Source organism: Paenibacillus durus ATCC 35681 (genome assembly GCF_000993825.1).
GTDB lineage: Bacteria > Bacillota > Bacilli > Paenibacillales > Paenibacillaceae > Paenibacillus_AQ > Paenibacillus_AQ durus_B.
Window position 1 is genome coordinate 115,630 of the sequence record NZ_CP011114.1, and the last position, 23,782, is coordinate 139,411.

A 23,782-nucleotide genomic window follows, 5' to 3' on the forward strand; every position below is an offset into this window, starting at 1 on the left:
AAGGGAGGTCAAGGTGAAGACATGGGAGCAGGGTATCAAGGGGATGGCTATGAGCTGCAGTGGCCGTATGGGCTGAAAGCCATCCGCAGTTTTCGGATTGAACGGAAATTTAATACACATGCGCGGTGTACGTTTACGGCGGTCATGACGGAAGAGGAAGCGGAACTTTGCATACAACGAAGCAGCTTTGAGGACAGCCTGGTCCTCCGCAAGCCTGCCGAGCCGAAAGCGGAGAACTGGTTCGCCGGGGGCATTACGGGTATCGATATTCACATGGAAGACGGGATTCCGCATGTGCAAGTCGAGGCGATTTCGCGCACGTATGCCATGGATATGGAGCCGAAAAACCGGTCGTATCAGAATAAGCATTTGACCTATTCGGATGCCATAGAGCAGCTCGTCGCCGGCTACCCCGGAGGGGCTGCGCAAAATATGGCGACAAGCGAGGAAGCGGTGATCGGCACGTTCATGGTTCAATTTGGAGAGACCGACTGGCAATTTATGAAGCGGCTGGCCTCCCGGGTCGGGACCGTTATATTGCCGGATGTGGCGCTGGATGCGCCTCGCGTCTACTTCGGCGTGCCGGATTTGTCATGGGGCGAGGAGCTGAAGTCCAAGCGTTACACAGCCGTAAAGGACCGGGCCGCCTATGAAGAGCTGAAGGCGCATGCGGAAGGAAACGAAGGGGACCCGCTTCAGGAGGCGGATTTTGTCCATTACCGGGTCATTAGCGAGCAATATTGCGAAGTCGGAGATGATGTGCTTTTTAAAAATCAGATGTGGGTCGTATCCGAATCGGTCATCAGCTATGCATCGGGGCTGCTGCAATATGAATATGTGCTGGTGAAGCGGCAGACGCTGAGAATGAAGTCGCGGCGGAATGAGCGGATTCAAGGCGTCTCCCTGGAAGGCCGGGTCGTGAAACGGGCGAACAATATGGTGAAGGTTCATCTGGACATCGATGCGGAGCATGACGCGCAAGGGAACTGGTGGTTCCCCTATTCGGGGGAAGGGAATAATATCTTTCACTGTCTGCCGGAGGAAGGCGCGCGGATTAAGGTGTATTTTCCAAGCGGTACCGAGAAGCAGGCGATCGCGATCAACTCGGTTCGCGGCGGAAGCGAGGAGATGAAGAGTCGGACGGTGTTCCAGAAGCCCACGACGAAAGTGTTCGAGATGCCGGGAGCGGCCAAAATGCAGCTGGGAGACGACGGGGTCCTGTTCGAGAAAGGGACGGTCAGCCTGCATCTGGATGGCGGGAACATTACGGTTAATGCAAGCGAGGATCTGTTGCTGGTGGCAGGCAACCGGATGGAGCTGGGGAGCGGGAGCGAGAAAGGAATACTGGAGTCCATCCGGATGCGCGCCGCGCAGCAGATTGCGCTGCAAACGAATGCTGCCCATTATATGGTCATCCAAGAAAACCGGGTGGGCATCAAGAGCAGCAAGCTGGACTTCCAGAAAGTCGAAGTGGATTTCATGGAACTGCTGACGGATGAAGAGATCAAGCAGATGTATATCGATGAACAGGCCGAAGCGAACATCTGGCAAGAAGAACTGGATTTCAACAAGAATGTCGCCGTTCCGATGTCGGGAATGCCGGTGTCCGTACCCTTGCCGGAAGGCCACAAGGCGGACATTCGTGCGAAAGTGGCAGCCGAAGTGAATAGCAATCCGGATGGAGTCGCTGCGGCGCGAAGCTGGCTGAGCGGAAAATCGAAGGAAGAGCAGCAGAATGCCTACCAGAAGAGCTACGCCCAGCCGGCAAGCGAACCGAAGAAGAAGAGTAAGAAAGAGAAACAAGCGGAACTGGCAGAGAGTCAGAAGGAATACGAGCAAGAGGACCGGGACCGGACAGCAGTGTATGAGTGGAATCAAAGCGCGAAGAAGATCATGGAGCAAGGAGCAAAGGAAGGCAAGTCGCCAGCGGAGATCCGGGCGATGCTTCCCCCGCAGCCTGTACCTACGCGAAGAGCGCCGCAGGAAAGCCATGAGCCGGGTATAATCGAGCAGATGCTGGATTTTACGGGGATCGGAAAACTATTAGAAAAGATAGGTCCTGCTCTGGATGCGTGGCAGCTGGAGCATGTCATCCCGCAGAAGCCGGATTATCTCAGCAAGCATACAGAAAAAAAGGTATACTTATCCCGGTATACGTTCCAAGTGTTAGTTATCGATCCTCAAGTTCTGATCGCGGAGATCAATCTCTTATTTGGAGCGGTGGCGATCATCGGGGCGTTTTGGACGGGAGGGGGATCGTTGTATCTCCTGGCGATCGCAGATGGGGTCATAGGCGCAGGCATGGTCGGCATCAACTTGGTGAAACTGAACGACCTCAAGAACGGAAATGCGAATACGAATCCGAGCATCCTCGGCATAGACCAGGCGATGCTGGATAACATGGGGCTCGCCATCGCGGTTGTGAATCTGGCGTTCTTGATGAAGCACGGCTTATACAAGGCAGCGGATAAACTAGCGAACAGCAGGAATGTTGTAGCGCTGGATGATGCTTGGAAGGCATGGAGGAGTAAGCCAGGGATTATTGTTGAAGATTTAGATTTTAAATTGTGGGAAGAAATGCGTGTAAGCGGTCAGGTTAGAATCGCACCTAATGGTCAAAGAATAATAAGTATTCGTGATTTAAAACAATTTACGAAAGAAATGAATACTAAAAATATTAAGGTGGTTATTGATAAGAAAGGTAAAGTTTTACCTGACCTAGCAGCAGGGGGATTCGATCCACAAACTGGTCAAATTGTATTGAGAAAAGAGCCGACATTTTTAAGTGCAATGCACGAGTCCTATCATGCAAAACAATGGCTCGAACTTGGAAAAGAAGAATATTTGAAACTATCAACCTTGGAAAGGGAAGAATATGTATATAGTCAGATAATGAAAAATAAAGATTTATACACCACTGAAGAGATTTTGTTTTCACAAAGGTATATATTTAAATTAAGAACTGGTGGATGGCCTCCACCTGGATGGAAAGGTTTTGAATGATAAGGGGGGATACAATGGATACCAATATAACACTGGATACAGCTTTGAGTGTTGCTCAAGATTATAAGAGTAAATATAAGTTATCAGGTGATATTTTAGAAAACTTGGAACGTACTATAAGATTCTATAGCGAGTTTGATAGTGTCAATGGACCAGTGTGGCTGGTTATAGTAAGTATAGAGCCAAATGATTTTTTTGCAGAGAATGAATATACGATTGTTATTTCAGATAAGGAAGCAGCTGTCAAATATATTATCGACCCTAATGGTCATGTCTTTTGTCCTCATTCAGAAACTACGACTGAGGAAGAATTTGACGAGATTTGGAACGATGAAGATGACTAAGGAGAACAAAAAGTGCTTAATAATCGTGGGTTACCAGTGACGAATGAAGCCATCATTAAAAGACTGGCCACACCGACCAATCAACCCAACACGTACCGTCCGTTAATCGGACAAAAGAGAGCAATTCAGCTATTCACGCTCTTAGATTAGATGATCTGATTCGGGCTATTGTCGGAATAGTGTAGCGGGATGCGTCCAAATAATGGAAATTATTCAGGCTTTACCGTGATTATTTAGTTTGTCTTAATATGGATGAATTTATTCCGATGTGACAAATTCAAGAAAAAACACACTTAATAAACTTACAAAGCTTATTCCAACTTGAGCCATGAGTTAGGAATAAGCTTTTTTCGAATTGACGGTAGATTTCAATTTTTCGTTAATGACTTCATAATGTTCTTGAAGCCTCTCAATCTGTTGCCAACTCTTCTGGTAAGGTCCAGCTTCTTCCATGGAGCGATAGATATTACATCCTGGAGTGTACTCTTAGTCAAGATAATGAAGGCGCAGCTGCATCAGACTCATAAAAACTAACTTCCAGCGGGTTTCTTTCCACTAATCTTGGATAACGGTACTTTGGGTAGCCTACCATAACGGCCCCTGTTATTTTCTTTCCTTCAGGAATATTGAATAATTTCAGCATGGGGGAATGATCCTTGAGGGCAATCTTCTCAAATATTCCAGCCCAGCATGAACCTAATCCAAGCGTTGGCGCATACAGCTCCAAATAGGCCAAGGAAAGAATGGAGTTTTCTCTGCCTCTTGGGAAATTCTCATCAGCAATGGCTAGAACAAGAGCGGGGGCTCCCCGTAAAATCGTGTCGATACCTTGCTCATGATAAGGCTTAAAAAAGTTATCCCGTCCCTGACTGAGCTGGGCATCACTTTCCAATCCTTCCACTGCAATTGCAACAGCCCGGTCAATGACATCCCTATTGTCTATTATTTGATAGGACACTCCCTGCAGATTGCTTCCGGTAGGGGCATAATGAGCGATATTTACAAGCTGTATTAGCTGTTCTCTTGGAACGGGAGCGGCTTTATATGACCGGATGGAACGTCTTGTACGAAGGAAGTTTTCCGCCTCCTCCGGGCTTAATTTTGGCAGCTTTCTTGAGCTCGTTTGATCAGCAAGCGGTGTTCTTTTGTTATCAATAGCTTCTTTGGGACAGACGGCCACGCAATGGCCACAGGCAATACAATTTTGTGGAAAAACTTCTTCCGGACCATTTTCTCCAAGCTTCAATGCCTGTTCCGGACACTCGCTTATACAAATCCCGCACTTCGCACATTTCGCTTGATCTACAGTTATCAAATTCATGTTCATCCTCCTTATTCATCTCGAGATCCCTATCCGATGGATTAAGCATTGCCGTTTGATCTGATCTGATGATACAATACAATCAGACATAAATAAAATGAATATTACTCATAGGAGGCATATCAAAACTGGTATGAATAATGCACAATTGCAGTTAATCGTCAAAATTGCGGATACGGGGAGCTTTACTAGAGCCGGACAGGAGCTGAATATGACACAGCCTGCCGTAAGCCGTGCCATATCCTCGCTTGAAACTGAGCTTGGTGTGGTCCTGTTCATTCGTAACCGTCGTAACGGGGCAATGCTTACAGACATCGGGAAGCGTATCCTCCGGATTTTCAGGGAAATTTTGCAGGGGTTTGAGAAAGTTGATCAGGAGATTGCCAAGGAAAAAGGACTGGAAGTAGGGGCTATTCGAATCGGAGCATTTCCGGTAGCCTCCGCCCATTTTATTCCCAAGATTATCCGCTGCATTACTGAAAAATATCCGAATATTGAATTTTCGATCCATGAAGGGACCATAGCCGAAATTAAGGAGTGGCTGGAAACCCGGTTCATTGATGTGGGATTGCTTATTCCGCCGGTTCATGAGCTTGAGACCTTTCCGTTATACCGGGAAAAAATGTTCGCCGTCCTAAGAGACGACCACCCATTATTTAAACAGTCCGTAATCCGGGTACAGGATTTGCAGGACGAACCGATGATTATATGCAGAGCAGGCTTTGAACCGCCTGTTATCGATTGGTTCAATAAAGCCGGAGTGAACCCCTTGGAAAAATTTGTGGTCTATAACTACAATACAGGCTTAAACATGGTGCAAGAAGGACTGGGAATGGCGATCATGTCCGAGCTGTCGTTATTCAATCTGCCGCCAAACGTCGGTGTTCGCGAGATTGAGCCGCAAGGATACCGGGATATTCATATCGCAGTTCACTCGTTAGAGGAATCGTCAATCGCTGTAAAATTATTTATTGAGACAGCACTTCAGTTATTTGCTTAACTGCTATGGTATTCCATTAATCTGGATAAATCCCCCCTACAAGGCACATGTTATTAACAGTAAATGTTGTATACAGAGGTGCTACCGATGATGACCTGGCGACGAAAACAGCTGAGCAACAGCACCCCGGTTATGGATGATCCTGTTGCCACCGAAGAAACGTTGACTGCCGAGCTCAGTCAGAATGAAGCCTTTGTGAAGCAAGCGTTTCAACGGTGCTCAGATTTAGTATGCCGCAAAATTAATGATCAAGACGGAACTCTACGGCAGCTCATTGTTTATTTAGAAACGTTGACAGATGACAAGAAAGTGAGCGAGCAGCTCGTCAAGCCGTTAGCGGCTGATCCGCAGAACCGGGCGGCCGTTGAAACGGAAACGTGGGAAGGCGAATCGATGCCGGTTGACAAAAAGGTGGTAACGTCCAGATGGTCGGAAGTTATCCGGCTTGTCCTACGCGGGCATGCTGCCGTGTTCACCGAAGGCGAAGATCAGGCCGTTTGCTTTGCCGTGAATGCCGTGATTCAAAGATCGATCCAAGAGCCATCGTCGGAACAGGTCATTCGAGGCGGCAAAGAAGGGTTCATTGAAAGACAGTCTGTCAATGTTGGGCTGCTGCGCAATTATCTTCGTACTCCGCGTCTGAAAATGGAGGCTTTCAGCGTAGGCGAGCTGACGGAAACGAAGGTGCTGGTTGCTTATATCGAAGGACTCGCCGATGTTGCCGTCATCGATCAGGTACGAAACAAAATCGCTTCCATCCAAATTGACGGCGTATTGGAATCCGGTACCATCGAGGAACTGATCGTAGATGATCCGTTTCCTATTTTTCCTCATGTTCAAATAACCGAACGGCCGGACGTCGTTGCAGGGAGCCTGCTCGAAGGAAGAGTCGCCATTCTGGTCGATAACACTCCCTTCGTTATGATCGTGCCGACCACGTTCTGGGCCGGTTTGCAGGCAAGTGAAGATTATAATCTTAACTCCCCCGTAGCCACTTTCACGAGATGGGTCCGGTTTATTTTTTTGTTCGTGGCTATTTTTGCCCCTTCTTTCTTTGTTGCCGTGACGTCTTATCATCAGGAAATGATCCCGACGAGCCTGCTGCTGAGCATCGCTTCCGCGCGGGAGCCGGTGCCTTTTCCGGTTATGATCGAAGCTATAATCATGGAAATTATGTTTGAAGCGCTGCGGGAAGCGGGTATTCGCTTGCCAAGGGCTATAGGCCAAACGGTAAGCATTGTCGGCGGTCTTGTCATTGGGCAGGCGGCCGTGCTGGCGGGCATTATTTCGGCGCCTATCCTGATCGTCGTATCGACAACAGGCATAGCGGCCTTCCTCATACCACGCTTCAATTTTGCCAACGGAGTCCGCCTGCTGCGGTTTCCCATCATCCTTCTGGCGGGATCGCTGGGATTATACGGGATGGCACTCGGTTTCTTGGGCATTTTGCTCTATGTTGTCCATTTAAAATCGTTTGGGGTTCCTTATTTTACACCGGTAGCTCCCTTTTCGTTTAGAGCCTTTAAGGATGTCTGGGTTCGGGCGCCCCGAAACAATGGCAGCGGCTTATCTGTCCCCTCTTACGAAAGAGCTGTAAAAGCGCCGCAGCAGGAAGGAGGAGAATAGCTTGAAGCGAGTGGTGCGGATCTGGCTTGTGCTGCTAATTCTGCTCTTCCCTACCGGCTGCTGGGACCGGAAAGAAATCAACGACATCGGTTTGGTTATGGCAACCGCGATTGATCTGACGGAAGACGGACAAATGCAGGCAACCCTTCAGGTGGCCGTTCCTTCGCCCTCCTCGCAAACGACCGGCGCCTCGAAGGAAACGGAGCGCTTTTTTCTGATTTCGGATGTTGGAAAAAACGGGATTGAAATTGAGCAAAAGCTTCAGCAAAAAATGTCCAGAACATTATTCTTTTCGCACCGCAGTGTGATCCTGGTGGGGGAAGCTCTGGCCCGTAAAGGTGTGGATGATATATTGGATACCTTCACCCGAAATCCGCGAAATCGCCTGAAAGCCTATATACTGGTCGCCAAAGGAGCAAAAGCGGGGGATCTGCTTCAAGTTGAATACCCTTATGAGCTTGCCCCCTCTGAAGCGTTGAAGGAAATGGAGATGCTGCGGGGAAAAGGAACGGTCGCTACGCTGCGCGATTATATGATTGCCTCTGCAAGCGAGGGTACGAGCCCGACAACCGGTGTATTGGAGCCGACCGTTTTTCGCAGCTCGGGGAAAAAAGGCGAAAATCCACTGTTCCGTATAACCGGAACGGCCATTTTTAAATCGTCAAAATTGGTTGGTTTTCTGAACAATGCGGAGACGCATGAATTTCTTTGGTTCAAGGGAAATAAAAAGGGGGATGAAATCGCTGCCGATCTGCCGGGCGGCATGGGAAATGCGGCTTTCAGCGTAACCTCCAGCAAAACAAAAATCAAGACCGATTGGAAAAGCACTCCGCTCAAATTTCATATTAATCTAACAGCAAAAGGGGATTTGGTTGAGAACGATTCCAAGCTTGACGTATCCAACTCGAACAACCTCAGAACAGTGAAAAAGGCGCTTGAGCAGCAGGTGGTCCAAAATATGAAGGATTTTTTACGAAAAATCCAAACTGAATATCATGCCGATATTGCCGGCTTCAGCCAGCAGCTGCAAAGAGATAACCCGCAGAAGTGGCGCGTCGTGGAGAAGGAGTGGGACCGCTACTTTGCGGAGGCCGATATTTCCGTAACGGTAAATCTCGCCATAAACAATACCGGTGAAATTGGCCCTTCCTTACAGTTTAAAGACAAGGAGATCTTGAAGTAATGTTCATACTGCCGGCTCTATATATCCTTTGTCTGGGCGCTTTCACTTTCATCCCCATTCGCCGGTTGTGGAGGGGGAGCGAGAAGCGGGAAGCTTGGATCTATGCGTTATCCATGTCCGTGTCCGCCGCCGTGGGCGCGCTTCTGATCGCGGGTATCGAGGTCCCAACCTTTATCCTCCCGTACAAAATCGTATTCGAATCCATCGGGAAATCGATTTTGGCCCGTTAATGATTTACAAGCTTTGCTTTGATCGAATCAATCGCAAGCAGCAGAAGAGGAAGCAAGCTTTGCATAAAGAGAGCCAAAATCGGATAAGTGAACGTAATCCAGAGTTGAAATTCCGCGGCATTTTTAAAAATCCAGACGGAACCGACAGCGGATAACACCGTGATCGGAACAACGGTTTTTCGGTAATTTTTCGCGCCGAACAGCTGGGTTGCGCTTATGCACAGCATATACAGCAGCATGGCCACCTTAATGAAAATACCGAGAATCCAAATCATAATGGCGATGGCTTCCAGCCTCTCCAAAGGCCCGATAATATCGGTGTATTTGATGACATTTAGAAAAGCGAAATTCATCCGCGGCGTAATCGGACCGAACACCATGATGGTCAGCGAATCGATGGCCATAATCAGCAGAACGATGCCCCAGAGCGCCGTGAGCAATTTTTTGCGGACCTGCTGCGGCTTCTCGTTCAAGTGCGGAAGGAACCATCCCAAGAAGAAGAATTGGCTCATCCAGGCGGACGGAACGACCGAGCCTTTGATGACCGGAACAAGCCCCTCCGCGAGTACAGGAGCTAATCTTGAAGGGTCTGCATCCCGGATGGAAAAGACAAAGACGGGGAGCAGCAGCGCAACGATGATCAGTACGATGACCTCATTGCATCTGCCGATGGTCTCGACTCCGGCCAGTACGGCGAGGCCGCACAGTAACAGCAGCGTTATGATCAATACGAGCGAAGGCGTATTCATCAGGAGAACGTTGTTCAGAAACCGCGCGTGTTCGTTTACGGTGCTGGAAATAAAGAAAAACAAATAGTAAGTGAAGAAAACGCCGATAAGCTTACCTGCCCATTTCCCGCAAATCGCAGCCGTATACTGCATAATGGATTGACCGGGGTAGCGCTTGGACAGCGCGGTCAGCACGTAGATGTTCACGATCCCTGTTAATGAAGCCGGGAGAATCGACAGCCAGGCATTTTGCTTGGCATAGGCGACCATGATTCCTGGAACAGACAAGATCAGAGTAGAAACGATAAAGGTGAAAAAAAGCAGGCTGAGCTGATAACCGGATATTTTGCCGCTGGACTGCACGCTTACTCTCACATCTCTTCATAGGTTGGTATTCCTATTTTTGCCTGCTACTTTCGCGCATATACCATGAACAGCGAGGAGGTCACGCTTGGGGAAATCGTGGAGTATCTCGCGTCGGTGTTGGCCTCGTCTTTGATCCGCCGGATAATATCCAGATCCATCTCGATGTATTTCATGCCGAGCGAGATCAGCACCTCCGCATCCCACTGCGGGCGCGTCTTTTCGCATATGTATAACGATTTGGCAATGGCATTACGTTCCCTGAGCTGTTCAGCGGTTTGTGTGGGATGCTGCAGCTGCTCTCCTTTTTCATCAGCTTCTTTGAAGGCTTGACCATAGTTGGCGTCAAAATTTAAAATACCGCCGCCGGGCGCAAGCACGCGGCACATTTCGCTGTATGCCTTATAAGGGTCGGGCAGCGTCCAGGTTACATTGCGGGTAATGATGAAATCAAAGCTCTCATCGGGGAAGCTGAGGCTCTGGGCATCCATTTGCTTGTACACAATCCCGGTATACCTCAAATTGGCGGCGTTGGCTTCGGCTTTGGCAAGCATCGCGCTTGAATAATCAATGCCGGTCACGCTGCACCCCAGATCTTTCATAATGAAGGAAAAGAAACCGGCGCCTGTACCGAGATCCAATACTCTCGGCGAATCTAATTTCGGCAAATGCTCCTTGATCACCTTGGTGTATTTCCCGCGCAGACCGCTATTAAAGTCATGCAGACGCAGCTCGCTGAAATCATCGGCCCGATCCGTCCAATAATTGTTAATTCGTTCCTGCATTACATACTCAGCTCCTTTTATCTTTATACTCAATGCCGTAGAAGGTTTTGTAGAAATGCTGAACCATTGCGTTCAGATCCACATCTTTAAATGCATCGGGGTATAACGTTTTGGCCAGCCAAATTTCACCGAGAGCCATGGATTCCGGTGCAGGATTACCCCAAGGCTTGGTATAATCCGGCGCGATAATCAGCTTGCCATTCTTCACAGCATCAATTGCGGCCCATGCTTTATCGCCCCGTATCTCATCCAGCACGGATGCATAGCGGCTCTGTACAAAAATCACTTCCGGATTCCACGCTGTAACCTGTTCAACACTGACCTGCTTGTACCCTTTTATCGTTTCCGCGACGTTGCGGGCGCCTGCTTTAGCCATGGCCACACCGACATATTTGCCTGTCCCGTAAGTGTACATATTCTCGTTGGCCATATAGACCTTGATTCTGTCCTGTTCGGGAACTGTACTCAAGTGTTCGGATACGATGGCCCGGTTGCTGACGACATAATTCCATAGCTCTGCCGCTTTATTTTCTGTTCCCGTAATTTGGCCGATCAGGTTGATCGCCTGCTTGAGTCCCTCGGTATAAGCCTCATCCGGATTAACAAGGTCAGGATGTATCGTTGAAGCCTGCTCTTTATCCGCCACATACAAAGTGATTCCAACAACCGGTATGCCAAGCTGTTCAAGCTGCGCAAGGGTCTCTTTCGGAATTTGGTTGGACACGAATACGACATCCGGCTTCAGGCTGGCGACAGCCTCAACATTCAATTCGGAGATCGATCCCGGGGTTTCCAAATTTCGTATATTGGGATAGACATCGGCTGCGTAGCTTCCGAGCAAGCTCTCCCAATCACGCAATACGCCTACCAGCTTGTCCTGAGCATGAAGCTCCAGCATAATATCCAATGTGTGGTGCTGAAGGGCAACGATTCTGTCTACTTTCCCCGGAATTTCAACCGTGCGGCCTAATTGGTCGACAATGGTATACGTCGGTTTAGCGGATGGAGCGGGCTGCTGCTCCCCGGCCTGAGTATTGTCCGCCGCCGTGTTCGTTCCATTCCCGCAGCCGTAGAGCGGCAGCATCAACATAAGCATACACAGCAATAGAGTTAATAGGATTCGCCTGTTTTTCATCACATTTCCCCCTGATTCTAAAAGCGTTTGAAACAACTTTTGATATGTTTCGACAATGTTAGTGACCATTATATAAGAGCAATATTTATAAATCAATGAACTAAATATGTCTAAATTATATTAAATTATGCGTATATATACTAAATATAATATTGAAATTCAAGGCTTGATTAACAACCTTTCGGATGTTTGTCGGCGTAGATGCCGCAAGCCGGAGGATGGTTTAAGCGAATGGAAGCTTGCCCATCTTCCTTGACCTGATAAATAGAGCAGCGGTAAAATGGTTATGCCAGTATTGGTATAACCATTTTGTTTTGCAGAGGAGCATACCCTATGCCGCCGGTGGAGAAACAGAACATCAGAGAATACGTGATTCAGCATATTTTGCAAAAAATTGAGAACGGCGAACTGAAATCCGGCGATAAGCTGACCAATGAGCGTGAGTTGTCCGACAGGCTTGGAGTCAGCCGGGTCCCGCTGCGCGAAGCGATTTCCGCGTTGTCGACGCTGGGCATTCTGGAAGCCCGCCAGGGAGAAGGCACGTTCGTTAGCGAGTATAATCCCGGCGTGATCGGCAAGATCATCCGGACCTACCGCTTGTTCGACCGTTCACTGATCGAGGAGATTTTTGAAGCGAGGGTGCTGCTGGAGGCCGATGCGGCCAGACTGGCCGCCATGAACCGTACGGACGAGGATCTGGACAAGATCAAAGACGCTATGAGCAGGCACGAAGAGACGGTGCGCCGGTATTCAGAGAAAGAGGCCGATATCGTAACCGTGCTGGAATGCGATAATGAAGTTCATTTGGGAATCGCCGCCGCTGCTCATAACAACTTCTTTCTGCAAATCATCGATACGGTCCGTCACGCAGGGCAGAGCCGCCATATTTTCGATGGAAAATACACGGTGAACCCGCTTCACGTCGAGGAATCGGTTGCTTATCACGGCAGCATCGTCCGTGCTATCGAGCAGCAGGATAGCGAAGCCGCCTACCTGGCAATGAGAGAGCATATTCTGCACATCCGGGCTGCTCTCAACGTAGACAAGCTGAAGGAGGATTTCGACGGCAAAGCCGTTTCTTCTTAACAGAAAGGAGTTATTCTGTCATGAAAATAATCAAGGGAGCCGGACTGTTATCGACGGCGTTTCTGATTGTGCTGCTTTTAACCACGGCTTGCGGCGGGAGCGATCTGGCGGCATCAAGCAGCCGGGAAGCAAATTCACTGACGGGGGCGGCAGCTGGTTCATCGCCGGCTGCTTCCATAGGCAATCCCTCTGCCACTGGAGAGCAGGCTGCCCGGTCTGCACAGGCCGGAAAAGCGACCCGGAAGCTGGAAATTTCATTTCCTTTCGTCCGCCAGGACGGAATCGCCACCAATCAGTTCGCCGTATGGGTGGAGGATGGCAGAGGCCGATTTGTCCAAACGCTTTATGCAACCCGCTTTATCGCTACCGGAGGATATAAGCTGCGGCCGGAGGCCATTCCGACTTGGGTGAAACATTCAGGGCTCTCGAAGGCTTCGCCGGAAGCGGTGGACGCGGTCTCGGGAGCGACACTTTCCAGCGGTCCGTTAAAGTTTGCCTGGGACTGTAAGGATCGAGACGGCAACCCCGTTCCAGATGGGACCTACCGGTTCTACGTGGAGGGAACGACGCGCTGGGAGAACCGAATCTTGTACGAGGGAACGATTGCGGTCGACAAAAAGCGGGCGACAGCGAAAGCTGCTGTGAAATATACGACCAAAGAAGCGACACAGAGCGGAATGATTGGCCAGGTGACTGCCGTGTATACACCTAAATAAGGAGGAAGATGAGCAGATGGGAAAGAATTACCGTTCGGAGCTTGTCGGGGCCTTCGGCTGCCCGATTGACGAGAATCCTACCGGAGTTATGGAAGAAGCGGCTTTTCAGGCGAAAGGCCTCTGGGAATGCTGGTCAATCAAGGGGCGGTTAATTTTACTTTATGGACGGGAGTGGAAGCTCCTATCGACATTATGACGCAAACGTTAAAAAATGAGTTTGGGCTATCTTGAAATAATCACATCCAGCATGTAAAATCGGCGTTTTACCGTAAATCCGGGCAGGCCTTAATCGGCAGGCTCGGTTTTTTTATATAAATAATTGATTGAAAACGATTTCTTTGATATATTAGGAATATGAAGTTTACTAAGTATTAAGTAAATTTCTTAGTAAATTAGTGGGGTTGTGAACAATATGACGAGAATTAAGGATATTGCGGAATTCGCGAATGTTTCCACGGCTACGGTATCCAGAATATTGAACAATGACCCCTCGCTTTCCGTCTCGGGTGAAACGAGGAAGCGAGTTCTGGAAGTTGTGCATGAGCTGAACTATAAGCCTGGAAGAAGAAAGAGAACCAAAGCCGTTCAGGACAAGGAAGCCTTTAACATAGGCTTGATTCTGACGAATGATGAGGCTATTGATCCCTACTTCATGTCGATGAGACAAGGCGTTGAGAGTGCCTGTGATCAATATTCGGTCAAAATCGCCTCGGTCTTCAATATTGGCAAAAGCGATTTTTCTCCGGGCAGAATGGCCGGTCTTGACGGGCTTATTGTTCTCGGAGATGTAAACAGCGAGGAGCTTAAAGACGTCTATGTCCAGAATCGCAACATTGTATTTGTTGACTTCTTGCCCGAGGAGGAGAATTATGATGTCGTGATTTCCGACTTTGAAACCGCTACCCGCAAGATTTTAAATTACCTGTTCAGCGCCGGCCACAGTCAAATTGCCTATATCGGCGGAAAAGGTCAAATCCGCAGCATTCATAATGGAAGAGTGCTTGATAAAGAGGATATCCGGCTCAGCACTTATGAGAGAATCATGAAGGAAGGGGGACTTTTTCAAGCGGATAACGTTCTGGTAGGGGAGTTCGGACCGATGAGCGGGTATACCCTGATGAAGCAGCTCATAGGCAGCAAGTCTTTTCCGACTGCGGTTGTCGTTGCCAGCGACCCTATGGCTATAGGCGCCATGAAAGCGCTGCATGAAGCAGGCATTCAGGTTCCCGGTGATATTTCCATTTTTAGCTTTGATGATATCGAGGCATCCGCTTTTTTGAGTCCGACGCTGTCTACGGTCAAGGTCCATACGGAAGAGATGGGAAGAACTGCGGTGAAGCTTTTGGCCGACCGTATGAAGAGCGGAAGAGAAGTGCCGCTGAGAGTAACTTTGCCAACCGAACTTGTTGTAAGAGAGAGCAGCGGGCCGAAATTATAATAATCATGGGAGTGATAAGATCGATGGGAATTCAATTTGATGCAGAGAACCGGCTTTTTCATTTGCAAGCCAAGGACACCAGTTATGTGATCGGAATTGTTCGTGATGAATTCCTGCTTCATCTGTATTGGGGAAGAAAAATTAACGAATATCATCATTCCAACCGGATCCAGTTGCTCGACCGCGGATTTTCCGGAAATCCTTATAAGGAAGACCGCGCCTTCTCCCTCGACACGCTTCCGCAGGAGTATCCTCAATACGGGAATACCGATTACCGGAAGCCCGCTTATCAGGTGCAGCTTGAGAACGGATCGACGGTATCCGATTTGCGCTACGTGTCGCATGCTATTTTTAAGGGGAAACCTGCTTTGGAAGGCCTTCCTGCTACATATGTGGAGAGTGAACAGGAGGCGGAAACGCTTGAGATCGTCACGGAAGATAAAGTGTCCGGGCTGCAGGTTATTTTAAGCTATACCGTGTTTGAGCAGTTCAATGTCATTACGAGATCAGTGCGGTTCGCGAATAAAGGGTCCGAGTCCCTGAAGCTGCTGAGAGCCTTAAGCTTAAGCTTGGATTTTCAAGACGCCGAGTTCGACTTCCTCCATTTGTATGGAGCCCATGTAAAAGAGAGACATATCGAAAGACGGCCGCTCAGACATGGAATCCAGTCCGTCGAGAGCAGTCGGGGCGCTAGCAGCCACCAGCATAATCCGTTCATTGCCCTGCTTAGACAAGGCGCGAATGAAACCTCCGGTGAGGTATATGCCTTTAACCTTGTATACAGCGGGAATTTCCTGGCCCAGGCTGAAGTGGATCAATTTAATAATACAAGAGTGACGATGGGGATTAATCCTTTTGATTTTAGCTGGAAGCTTGAACCCGGCGAAGAATTCCAGGCGCCCGAAGCGGTTATGGTCTACTCATCCGAAGGCCTTGGAGATATGTCGAGAACCTTTCACGCCTTATATCGTACGCGGTTAACAAGAGGACTCCACCGTGACAAAGAACGGCCTATTCTGGTCAACAACTGGGAAGCGACGTACTTCGATTTCAATGCCGACAAAATACTCGATATCGCGAGCGCCGGCAAGGAGCTTGGAATCGAGCTGTTTGTTCTGGACGACGGCTGGTTTGAAAAAAGAAATGACGACAAGTCCTCGCTCGGCGACTGGTTCGTGGACCGGGAGAAGCTGCCGGAAGGGCTGGACACCCTTGCGGAGCGTGTGAGAGAAATGGGGCTGCAATTCGGACTGTGGTTCGAGCCCGAGATGATCTCGGTGGACAGCGATCTGTACCGTAAGCATCCGGATTGGTGCCTGCATGTGCCGAACCGTCTCCGTTCCGAGAGCCGCAATCAGCTGATTCTTGATTTTTCGAGGGAAGAAGTTTGTGAAGAAATTATAGGGCAAGTAAGCGCGATACTTAGCACGGTTCCGATTTCCTATGTAAAATGGGATATGAACCGTCATATGACGGAGATTGGCTCGGCGTCCCTGCCTGCGGACAGACAGAGAGAGACGGCTCATCGTTACATGCTCGGGTTATACAAAGTTATGGATGCCATCACCTCCTCCTTTCCCGAGGTCCTGTTCGAGAGCTGCTCCGGCGGGGGAGGAAGATTCGATCCCGGTATTCTCTACTATATGCCGCAGACGTGGACGAGCGACAACACCGACGCCGTTTCCCGCTTGAAAATCCAGTACGGCACAAGCCTCGTGTACCCGATCATTACGATGGGCTCCCATGTATCTGCGGTGCCGAACCACCAGGTTCACCGGATCACCTCGATGGAGATGCGGGGCGACGTAGCGATGTCCGGCAACCTGGGCTATGAGCTGGATCTGACCAAGCTAACGGACGGGGAGAAAGAGACGGTCAAGCAGCAGGTAGCCAAGTACAAGGAGATTAGAAGCTTGATTCAATTCGGGGATTTCTACCGCCTGCTCAGCCCGTTTGAAGGTAACGATACCGCCTGGTTGTTTGCCGATCAAGATAAGAAGGAAGCCATCGCCTTCTATTTCAATGTTCTGGCCGAGCCTGCGGCCCCGCTCAAGTTCCTGAAACTGAACGGAATCGATGTGACGAAGAAATACCGGCTGACCGGGACGGATGAGGTATACGGCGGTGATGAGCTTGCTTATGTCGGCCTGAGTATTCCCGCCGAGGCGGAGCGGGATTTCCATAGTTACGTTTGGCATTTTACTGAAGTTAATTAAAAAAACGCGGGTAAACTTGCGGCCTTTCCCTTTGGGAAGGGCCTTTTTACTGTCTTTAGAACTATTTTTCAGGTAATGCAAACGCTCTATTGAATGTATGCGTTATCTTTGGTATACTGATTTTAGTAAAAAAAACCGGTATTTAACTAGTTACATTGTAGAAAGCGTTTTACTTGTTTACAAGCCTTATCATGCTGAAGGAGGAGAATTAATGAGAACGCTTAACAGAAATTATTGGATTTTTGGGGTATTCTTTATGCTTTACTTCTTTATCTGGGCTGCTTGTACGATGTTCTTATCTCTATGGCTGACCCAAGAGGGCGGACTGAATTCCACTAAGACAGGCGTTATTTTCTCAGCCATATCGATTGCAGCGATTTGCTTTCAGCCTTTTTTCGGAATCGTGTCGGATAAGCTCGGCCTGAAAAAGAATTTACTCTGGCTGTTTATCGGACTGCTGGTGTTTATCGGACCGTTCTTCGTTTACTTATTTCCGGCTTTGCTCAAGAGCAATATCATTCTGGCGGCTGTAATTGGCGGCGCTTACCTGGGAGCCATTTTCAATGGCGGAGTCGGCGCAATCGAAGCTTATATCGAGAGAGTCAGTCATTTGAATGGGTTTGAATACGGGCGGGTCAGAGTGTTCGGGAACATTGGCGCCGCGGCAAGTACTTTTGTTACAGGACATTTGTTCAATACGAATCCCGATTTGATCTTCTGGATCGGCACAGGCATGGCGCTCCTGCTGGCCGTTGTGTTCTCCTTTGCCAAGATGGGAAATCCTGAGCCTAACGCGGTAAACGCGGACAAAGCGGCGGCGCCTCCCAAAGGATCTACCCTTGAGCTTTTTAAAAATAGAAAGTTCTGGATGTTCGTACTGTACGTCCTTGGCGTTGGCTGCATATACGATGTTTATGATCAGCAGTTTGCCGTGTATTTCACCCATTTCTTTGCTACGCCGGAGCAGGGAACGCAAGTCTTTGGCAACCTTGTAACTCTGCAAATCTTTTTGGAAGCGATTGTAATGATCCTGGCGCCGTTCATTATTAATAAGATCGGAGCGAAAAATGCTCTCCTGTATGCAGGTTTCATTATGTCTATCCGGATCTTGGGATCGAGCCTGGCGGACGGAGCGGTTGCGATCAGCTTGCTAAAATTAATGCACGCCCTGGAAGTTCCGATTCTGCTCGTAGCCGTCTTCAAATACATCTCGGCGAATTTTGATATGAGATTGTCAGCGACGATTTATCTGATCGCATTCCAGTTCACCAAGCAAGTAGGAGCTATCTTCCTGTCGACCATCGCGGGGAACATGTATGATACGGTTGGATTTAAAAGCGCATACTTGCTGCTTGGCTCCATTGCTCTCATCTTCACTGCCATTTCAATCTTTACATTATCCGGCAAAAAGATGGTTCTTGTGAAAAATGTAAGCGCTCAAGAGGCGAGCTGAATATATCGGTCATCAAGTTAAATACTGAGGTATAATGGAAGGACCTGGACAGCTTATTGTTCGGGTCCTTAATTTTGTATTCATAAAGGAGCCTAATTTCATGGAAGTCACAGTAGATCAGCGGGGCGATTCCAAAGTAGCTGTAATTTCAAGCGGTAGTCTCATTATTAATAGCGTAAATGACGCACTGGATTTAATGGTAACCGCCCGTTATCAAGGGTGTGACAAATTACTCCTGAGAAAAGAAAACATCACCGAAGATTTCTTCGAGCTGAGAACAGGGCTTGCGGGCGAGATTTTGCAGAAGTATGTCAACTATAATATGGTCTTAGCCATTGTTGGTGAATTCAGCGGATATAACAGCAAGAGCCTGAACGACTTCATCTACGAATGTAATCAAGGAAACAAAGTGCTGTTCAAGAAAACGGAAGCCGAAGCATTGGCGGAACTGCACGCGCAAAGATGAATACTGGACCGTCAGCAACCGATATAAAATGTATAGCCCGATTAGAAAGCTACAACTAGCAGAGGTGCCGTATGAACAATCATCAACCGGAACGCGCCGGGCTGGAGCGGCTGGAGTCGCAAGAACGGTTAAGCGGGATGCCCCCGGAGAGGCTGCTGAGCGTTGCGGGCCTTGGGAACGATGAAGCTGTGCTGGATATTGGAGCGGGGGGAGGGTATTTTACATTCTCCGCAGCGGAGCTGACGCAGGGGCGCGTATATGCGGTGGATTCCTCAGCCTATATGCGGGATGTGCTGCGCGGCCGCGCCAAGGAAGCGGAAAGAACCAACGTCGAAGTGGCCGAAGGCACCGCGGAACATCTTCCGCTGGAAGATAGCGTTGTCGATTTAGCCATTGCGTCGCTCGTGCTGCATATTTTGAGTGCTCCCGAAGAAGGGATAAAGGAAATGCTGCGGGTGCTGAAGCCCGGCGGCAGAGGTCTGATTGTAGAGTGGCTGCATCCCCGCCCTGATGGGAAGCCCGGGCACCGCATTCCGCTTGAGACGATGAGACATGAGCTGGAGGCCGGGGGCGCACACATAGTCAGCGTGGATTTTTGGGCCGATACGTATTACTCCATAGTTTTCAGAGCGCCTTTGCCCGCATCTTAAAGAAGGATACTTTATTCCTTGAACTTGGATTTTTGCAGATGGATGTATAATAGTTCCGTGTAACTTTCTGCCCAGTAAGCAGCAAATCAGGCATGTATAGCAAAAAACGGAGTTGATAAAGATGTCTTTTGAACATTTGTCGGGTAAGATAGCGAAATTTGATATTGTAAATAAAAATGGCGCCGTGTTAGTACCTGCCGGTTCCGTTCTCAATGAGGATACTCTTCGCTTGCTCCAGCAGCATGAGATCGACCCCGCCGATGTCCTCGTACAAGCTTCGGAGGTTGGAACGCCGAGTGCGGAGGATCGAACGCCGGGTACTGCTCCTACGAAGCTGATACAGGGGGCTGCAGACTATTCCAAAGCTCTGTTCGACCGGCTTCAATTCGACCGCAAGGTGCCCCTGATTGAAATCAAGAACGGGCTGATCCCCGTTGTACGCCAAATTTCCAGGCATCCAGATCTGTTGGAGCTGTTAGAGTCCGTCAAAGCCAAGGATGAATACACGCATCAGCATAATATCGGCGTAGGTGTAATATCCACCCTGATCGGGCAGTGGCTGAATCTGGAGGAGTCGGAGCTTGCGCTGCTGTCGCTGGCGGCCACCATGCATGACATCGGCAAGGTCCGGATTCCGCAAGAGCTATTGTCAAAGCCGGGAAAGCTGACGAAAGAAGAACTGGTTGAAATGAAGCGGCACACCATCTACGGCTACGAAATACTTAAAGGAACCGTCGGGCTAAGCCCGCGTGTCATGCTTGTCGCCTTGCAGCATCATGAACGGCTGGACGGAAGCGGGTATCCCCTGCATTTGAAAAAAGGGGAAATCGACTACTGGAGCCAGATTGTCGCCGTTGCGGATGTATATCACGCGATTTCGTCCAAGCGGCCGCATCACGATCCCATGCCTTTTTACCAAGTCGTCACCCTGATGCGTCAAGGCTCGTTCGGTGAACTGAATCCAGAAATTGTCTCGCTGCTTCTGGATAAACTAATTCATGCGCTGCTGGGCAAAAAAGTGGTGCTAACGGATGGGCAATTAGCGGAAGTGGTTCACATTAACGCGCTCGACGACCTGCATCCCCTGGTTAAGATTGAGGATTCTTTGCTAGATTTAAGCCGGAACAGAGATATTCATATCCAGCAAATCCTGAGCTAGGGAATTAAGAGTTCTGTATTATGAGAAACGGCTGCCTTCATGGGAAGAGGCGCGGCCGTTTCTTTTTACATAGGGCGGTTATCTGGCGGTGGCGTGCAAGAAGAGAGCGTGTAAGAACGAGCGATTGTTTACGTATGGCTGGCGATGGCTTTCCTTCATGCAACATGGTATAGTGGACACGAAAAAAGCAAACAGAATGGAGAACCTTCATGAATGAACGTAAGCGTCCCGCCAAGGGAAACGCATCATATAGCAGATCTCCCGGGGCCAAAGGCTCCGGGTATAAACCGCGCTCAGAGCGGACATCGGCAGCCGCGAGCCGGGAGCATGCGGAGGAACTCCGCACCGGAGACCGGATTGTTGTCACGGTGAAGCGGCTCGGCATTAACGGCGAAGGCATCGGATATTACCGGCGTAAGGCCGTGTTTATTGACGGAGCGCTGCCGGAAGAAGTCGTGAAAGCCGAGGTGACGCAGCTTCAGCCGAAGTTCATCAAGGCCCAGCTGTTGGAGGTGGAGAAAAGGTCTCCCGACCGAATCGAACCTCCCTGTCCGGTGTTCGGGATCTGCGGCGGCTGCCAGATTCAGCATATTTCCTACGAAGGCCAGCTGCGGGCCAAGACGGAGCTTGTGCGCGAGGCATTTTCCCGTTATGCCGGTCTGGAAGACGTAAAGATCAAGCCGATGCTCGGAATGGAGCATCCGTGGGATTACCGCAACAAGGCCCAGCTTCAGCTGAAGCGCAAGGGAAATGAAGTTATCGCCGGTCTGTACGAGGCGGGAAGCCATGATATTGTTGACATCAGCGGCTGTCCGATCCAGCATCCGAAGGTCAACGACGCAGTGGAAAAAGTGAAATCGGTGCTGGAAGAGCTGCAAATTCCGCTGCATAAGGAGAAAGGCGCCAAAGACGGCGTACGGACGATCGTGGTCCGGTACGGCTTTCAGTCCGGCCACCTGCAGGTGACGCTTGTCGCCGCGAGCACGAGGCTGCCCCGCCAGGACGACCTGGTCCGGCTTCTTCGCTTAACGCTGCCGGACGTGATTGGAATCGCCCTAAACGTCAATCCGAAGAAGACACCACTCATCTTCGGAGACCGGACGATTACCCTATGGGGCGAAGACACGATGGAGGAATCGCTGGGCGATTTGCAGTTCTCGTTGTCGCCGCGCGCCTTCTTCCAGCTCAACCCGCAGCAGACGGTCAAGCTGTACGAATCGGTCCGCGCGGCTGCCGGCTTGACCGGCAGGGAGACCGTCGTGGACGCTTACTGCGGCACCGGCACAATCGGGCTGTGGCTCGCGCCGTATGCCAAGGAAGTCCGCGGCATCGAGGCGATCCCGGAAGCGGTGGAGGACGCGAAGCAGAACGCGGCCCGCAACGGCCGCAGCAATGTCAGCTTCCATACCGGAGCCGCCGAGGAGCTGCTGCCGCGCTGGGCCAAGGCCGGCCTGACCCCGGACGTCATCGTTGCCGACCCGCCCCGGACGGGACTTGATCCCCGGTTCCTGGAAGCGGTGCTGCGCACCAAGCCGAACCGGTTCGTCTATGTCTCCTGTAACCCTTCGACCCTGGCGAAGGATTGCAAGGTGCTGCTGGACGGCGGCTATGCCATCGAGTGGGTCCAGCCCGTGGACATGTTCCCGCAGACGAGTCACGTGGAAGCTGTTTGTTCCTTGGTGTATAAGGGGTCTGAATAAGCTCTTAGAGGAGAGTTGGGGACGAAATGGGGATGGTAACTTTTTTATCCATTTACGCTTTTTTATTTTGCCGCGCGTGTTTGAGCGCTGTAATCGTATATGCTGTACCGTCCTTAGAAGGTCGGAATGAAACAATGAATCGATCGACATGAACAAGAAAGGTATTTTTAAAATAGCGCGATCTGAAAACAGTTCCTGTGAGCAGTATTTTTTCTTCAATCCGCTGCACCAATCTTATACGATATTCGGCCGTTTCCTCATCTGAGAAGTACTTGCTCTTGATTTGAGCTAGACGCTTCAGTGCAGGAGCCGTCCATTCAACCTTCATTACAATTCCCTGTTTTTGATCATTTCGATTACTTGTTTGGTTGAAAAAACGTGGCCCTTCTCAATCGCCAGCTCAGATTCTTTTATCATTTTCCGAATATCTGGGTCCGCATCGAAATCGGCAATGAGGGAGGACATTAAACTGCTCTCATCTGCGTTTTCCGAGGGTTCAATAATTTCATATTCTGTATCGTTGAGTCTGATTACCTGTTTATGATCAGCATTGATAAAAGGGCTAATTATATTCCCATGTCGATCTTTGAGTTTGAAATGCATGTTGTTCTAACCTCCTAGCTCAGGGTCCATATTTATAATTATACCCCACATATGAAATAAAGGGTACTGTCTGTCTAAGGCGCTACAGTAGCTATTGGGTATTATTCTTCTCCTTGTTTATGAGTTAAGCTTGTAGTAATAAATATGTAGTAACGTACCCTGCATCTTTTCCTAATGTAATTGGAGTTAAGTATGATGTTTTATCGGAAGAAGATCTCCAAAAAGATTGGTTTAAAGGACGTGCTCCTGATATACAAAAGGATGAAATGAAATATTTGTACATTTGCGGTATATAAACCGGGGGAATATTATAATTCATAAGTGTACTGGCAAAAGGGCGCGGTGTTCTCTTCAGAGAAACCGCGTCTCTATTTTTCATAAAGTAAATTACTAAAAAACAATCATATTTCTTAAAGATCCGGGGTAAATATATCTTTCCGCCAAGGGGCGGCTAGGCCTTAGGGTCATCATTTTTGTACACTCAAGGCATGTTGAATGCTGTGCATTGATAGTGAGAAGTAAAGAATAAGAAGAGGGGTTCGAGAATCTGTAAAAGATACATTTATTAATGGATGGA

General features: G+C 49.2%; 22 protein-coding genes. 16 read left to right on the forward strand and 6 right to left on the reverse strand.

Translation table 11 applies throughout. From position 1 onward, the window contains the following. The first annotated feature begins 21 nt into the window (after nucleotides 1–21). Together VK70_RS27630 and VK70_RS00515 are read left to right on the forward strand one after the other, a co-directional pair. On the forward strand, nucleotides 22–3,003 hold the full coding sequence (locus VK70_RS27630) for a zincin-like metallopeptidase toxin domain-containing protein (RefSeq protein ID WP_052755968.1): 2,982 nt from the start codon (nucleotides 22–24) through the stop codon (nucleotides 3,001–3,003). 14 nt (nucleotides 3,004–3,017) lie between these two features. Further along, nucleotides 3,018–3,347, forward strand: a complete 330-nt coding sequence (locus tag VK70_RS00515) for a hypothetical protein (RefSeq protein ID WP_025697008.1) — start codon at nucleotides 3,018–3,020, stop codon at nucleotides 3,345–3,347. A 490-nt stretch (nucleotides 3,348–3,837) separates the two neighbouring features. Here VK70_RS00515 and VK70_RS00520 read toward each other — a convergent pair whose 3' ends face one another. Next, the gene (locus VK70_RS00520) at nucleotides 3,838–4,668 is read right to left on the reverse strand and encodes a nitroreductase family protein (protein WP_025697010.1); all 831 of its coding nucleotides are present in this window, start codon (nucleotides 4,666–4,668) and stop codon (nucleotides 3,838–3,840) included. 133 nt (nucleotides 4,669–4,801) lie between these two features. Here VK70_RS00520 and VK70_RS00525 point away from each other — a divergent pair, with 133 nt between their 5' ends. The 4 genes from VK70_RS00525 to VK70_RS00540 all read left to right on the forward strand — a co-directional run bounded on the left by VK70_RS00525 (nucleotide 4,802) and on the right by VK70_RS00540 (nucleotide 8,707). Then, complete coding sequence (locus tag VK70_RS00525) at nucleotides 4,802–5,668, forward strand: LysR family transcriptional regulator (protein WP_025697011.1); 867 nt, start codon at nucleotides 4,802–4,804, stop codon at nucleotides 5,666–5,668. A gap of 87 nt (nucleotides 5,669–5,755) precedes the next feature. Further along, on the forward strand, nucleotides 5,756–7,294 hold the full coding sequence (locus VK70_RS00530; RefSeq protein ID WP_158454038.1) for a spore germination protein: 1,539 nt from the start codon (nucleotides 5,756–5,758) through the stop codon (nucleotides 7,292–7,294). A 10-nt stretch (nucleotides 7,295–7,304) separates the two neighbouring features. Further along, complete coding sequence (locus tag VK70_RS00535) at nucleotides 7,305–8,477, forward strand: Ger(x)C family spore germination protein (protein ID WP_233277817.1); 1,173 nt, start codon at nucleotides 7,305–7,307, stop codon at nucleotides 8,475–8,477. Next, the gene (locus tag VK70_RS00540; RefSeq protein WP_025695094.1) at nucleotides 8,477–8,707 is read left to right on the forward strand and encodes a hypothetical protein; all 231 of its coding nucleotides are present in this window, start codon (nucleotides 8,477–8,479) and stop codon (nucleotides 8,705–8,707) included. The genes VK70_RS00535 and VK70_RS00540 overlap by 1 nt, the downstream gene beginning before the upstream one ends. Here the strand turns inward: VK70_RS00540 and VK70_RS00545 are convergent. Genes VK70_RS00545 through VK70_RS00555 form a run of 3 tightly spaced genes read right to left on the reverse strand, consistent with a single transcriptional unit; the run spans nucleotide 8,704 to nucleotide 11,718 of the window. Beyond that, nucleotides 8,704–9,810, reverse strand: coding sequence for a GerAB/ArcD/ProY family transporter (locus VK70_RS00545; protein ID WP_081754801.1), 1,107 nt, complete (start codon nucleotides 9,808–9,810; stop codon nucleotides 8,704–8,706). The genes VK70_RS00540 and VK70_RS00545 overlap by 4 nt on opposite strands. 35 nt (nucleotides 9,811–9,845) lie before the next feature. Then, nucleotides 9,846–10,583: a class I SAM-dependent methyltransferase gene (locus tag VK70_RS00550; protein ID WP_046722629.1), complete on the reverse strand. Its 738-nt coding sequence runs from the start codon at nucleotides 10,581–10,583 to the stop codon at nucleotides 9,846–9,848. Between the two features lie 7 nt (nucleotides 10,584–10,590). Beyond that, complete coding sequence (locus VK70_RS00555) at nucleotides 10,591–11,718, reverse strand: ABC transporter substrate-binding protein (protein WP_025696787.1); 1,128 nt, start codon at nucleotides 11,716–11,718, stop codon at nucleotides 10,591–10,593. Between the two features lie 333 nt (nucleotides 11,719–12,051). Between VK70_RS00555 and VK70_RS00560 the strand changes: the two genes are divergently transcribed. The 10 genes from VK70_RS00560 (at nucleotide 12,052) to rlmD (ending at nucleotide 22,602) form a co-directional block, all read left to right on the forward strand. Then, the gene (locus VK70_RS00560) at nucleotides 12,052–12,804 is read left to right on the forward strand and encodes a FadR/GntR family transcriptional regulator (RefSeq protein WP_025696789.1); all 753 of its coding nucleotides are present in this window, start codon (nucleotides 12,052–12,054) and stop codon (nucleotides 12,802–12,804) included. A 20-nt stretch (nucleotides 12,805–12,824) separates the two neighbouring features. Then, nucleotides 12,825–13,520, forward strand: a complete 696-nt coding sequence (locus tag VK70_RS00565) for a DUF2271 domain-containing protein (RefSeq protein ID WP_025696791.1) — start codon at nucleotides 12,825–12,827, stop codon at nucleotides 13,518–13,520. A 126-nt stretch (nucleotides 13,521–13,646) separates the two neighbouring features. Next, on the forward strand, nucleotides 13,647–13,751 hold the full coding sequence (locus tag VK70_RS28160; RefSeq protein WP_158454039.1) for a hypothetical protein: 105 nt from the start codon (nucleotides 13,647–13,649) through the stop codon (nucleotides 13,749–13,751). A 181-nt stretch (nucleotides 13,752–13,932) separates the two neighbouring features. Beyond that, nucleotides 13,933–14,958 carry a LacI family DNA-binding transcriptional regulator gene (locus VK70_RS00575; RefSeq protein WP_025696795.1) on the forward strand — a complete coding sequence of 342 codons (1,026 nt, stop codon included), beginning with the start codon at nucleotides 13,933–13,935 and terminating at the stop codon, nucleotides 14,956–14,958. 23 nt (nucleotides 14,959–14,981) lie between these two features. After that, on the forward strand, nucleotides 14,982–17,174 hold the full coding sequence (locus VK70_RS00580; protein ID WP_025696796.1) for an alpha-galactosidase: 2,193 nt from the start codon (nucleotides 14,982–14,984) through the stop codon (nucleotides 17,172–17,174). A 211-nt stretch (nucleotides 17,175–17,385) separates the two neighbouring features. Continuing rightward, nucleotides 17,386–18,627 carry an MFS transporter gene (locus VK70_RS00585; protein WP_025696798.1) on the forward strand — a complete coding sequence of 414 codons (1,242 nt, stop codon included), beginning with the start codon at nucleotides 17,386–17,388 and terminating at the stop codon, nucleotides 18,625–18,627. Nucleotides 18,628–18,727: 100 nt separating this feature from the next. Then, the gene (locus tag VK70_RS00590) at nucleotides 18,728–19,093 is read left to right on the forward strand and encodes a DUF4180 domain-containing protein (RefSeq protein ID WP_025696800.1); all 366 of its coding nucleotides are present in this window, start codon (nucleotides 18,728–18,730) and stop codon (nucleotides 19,091–19,093) included. 71 nt (nucleotides 19,094–19,164) lie between these two features. Beyond that, nucleotides 19,165–19,743 (forward strand): class I SAM-dependent methyltransferase, encoded by a 579-nt coding sequence (locus VK70_RS00595; RefSeq protein WP_025696802.1) that lies wholly within the window; start codon nucleotides 19,165–19,167, stop codon nucleotides 19,741–19,743. A gap of 121 nt (nucleotides 19,744–19,864) precedes the next feature. Further along, nucleotides 19,865–20,902: an HD-GYP domain-containing protein gene (locus VK70_RS00600; protein ID WP_025696805.1), complete on the forward strand. Its 1,038-nt coding sequence runs from the start codon at nucleotides 19,865–19,867 to the stop codon at nucleotides 20,900–20,902. A 209-nt stretch (nucleotides 20,903–21,111) separates the two neighbouring features. Beyond that, nucleotides 21,112–22,602, forward strand: a complete 1,491-nt coding sequence (gene rlmD / locus VK70_RS00605; RefSeq protein WP_046722631.1) for a 23S rRNA (uracil(1939)-C(5))-methyltransferase RlmD — start codon at nucleotides 21,112–21,114, stop codon at nucleotides 22,600–22,602. 52 nt (nucleotides 22,603–22,654) lie between these two features. On the opposite strand, the gene VK70_RS00610 is transcribed toward rlmD, so the two are convergent. Beyond that, nucleotides 22,655–22,930 carry a type II toxin-antitoxin system RelE/ParE family toxin gene (locus tag VK70_RS00610; RefSeq protein ID WP_025699195.1) on the reverse strand — a complete coding sequence of 92 codons (276 nt, stop codon included), beginning with the start codon at nucleotides 22,928–22,930 and terminating at the stop codon, nucleotides 22,655–22,657. Then, complete coding sequence (locus tag VK70_RS00615) at nucleotides 22,930–23,205, reverse strand: hypothetical protein (protein ID WP_025699194.1); 276 nt, start codon at nucleotides 23,203–23,205, stop codon at nucleotides 22,930–22,932. Before VK70_RS00615 ends, VK70_RS00610 begins: the two co-directional genes overlap by 1 nt. Between the last annotated feature and the right edge of the window lie 577 nt (nucleotides 23,206–23,782).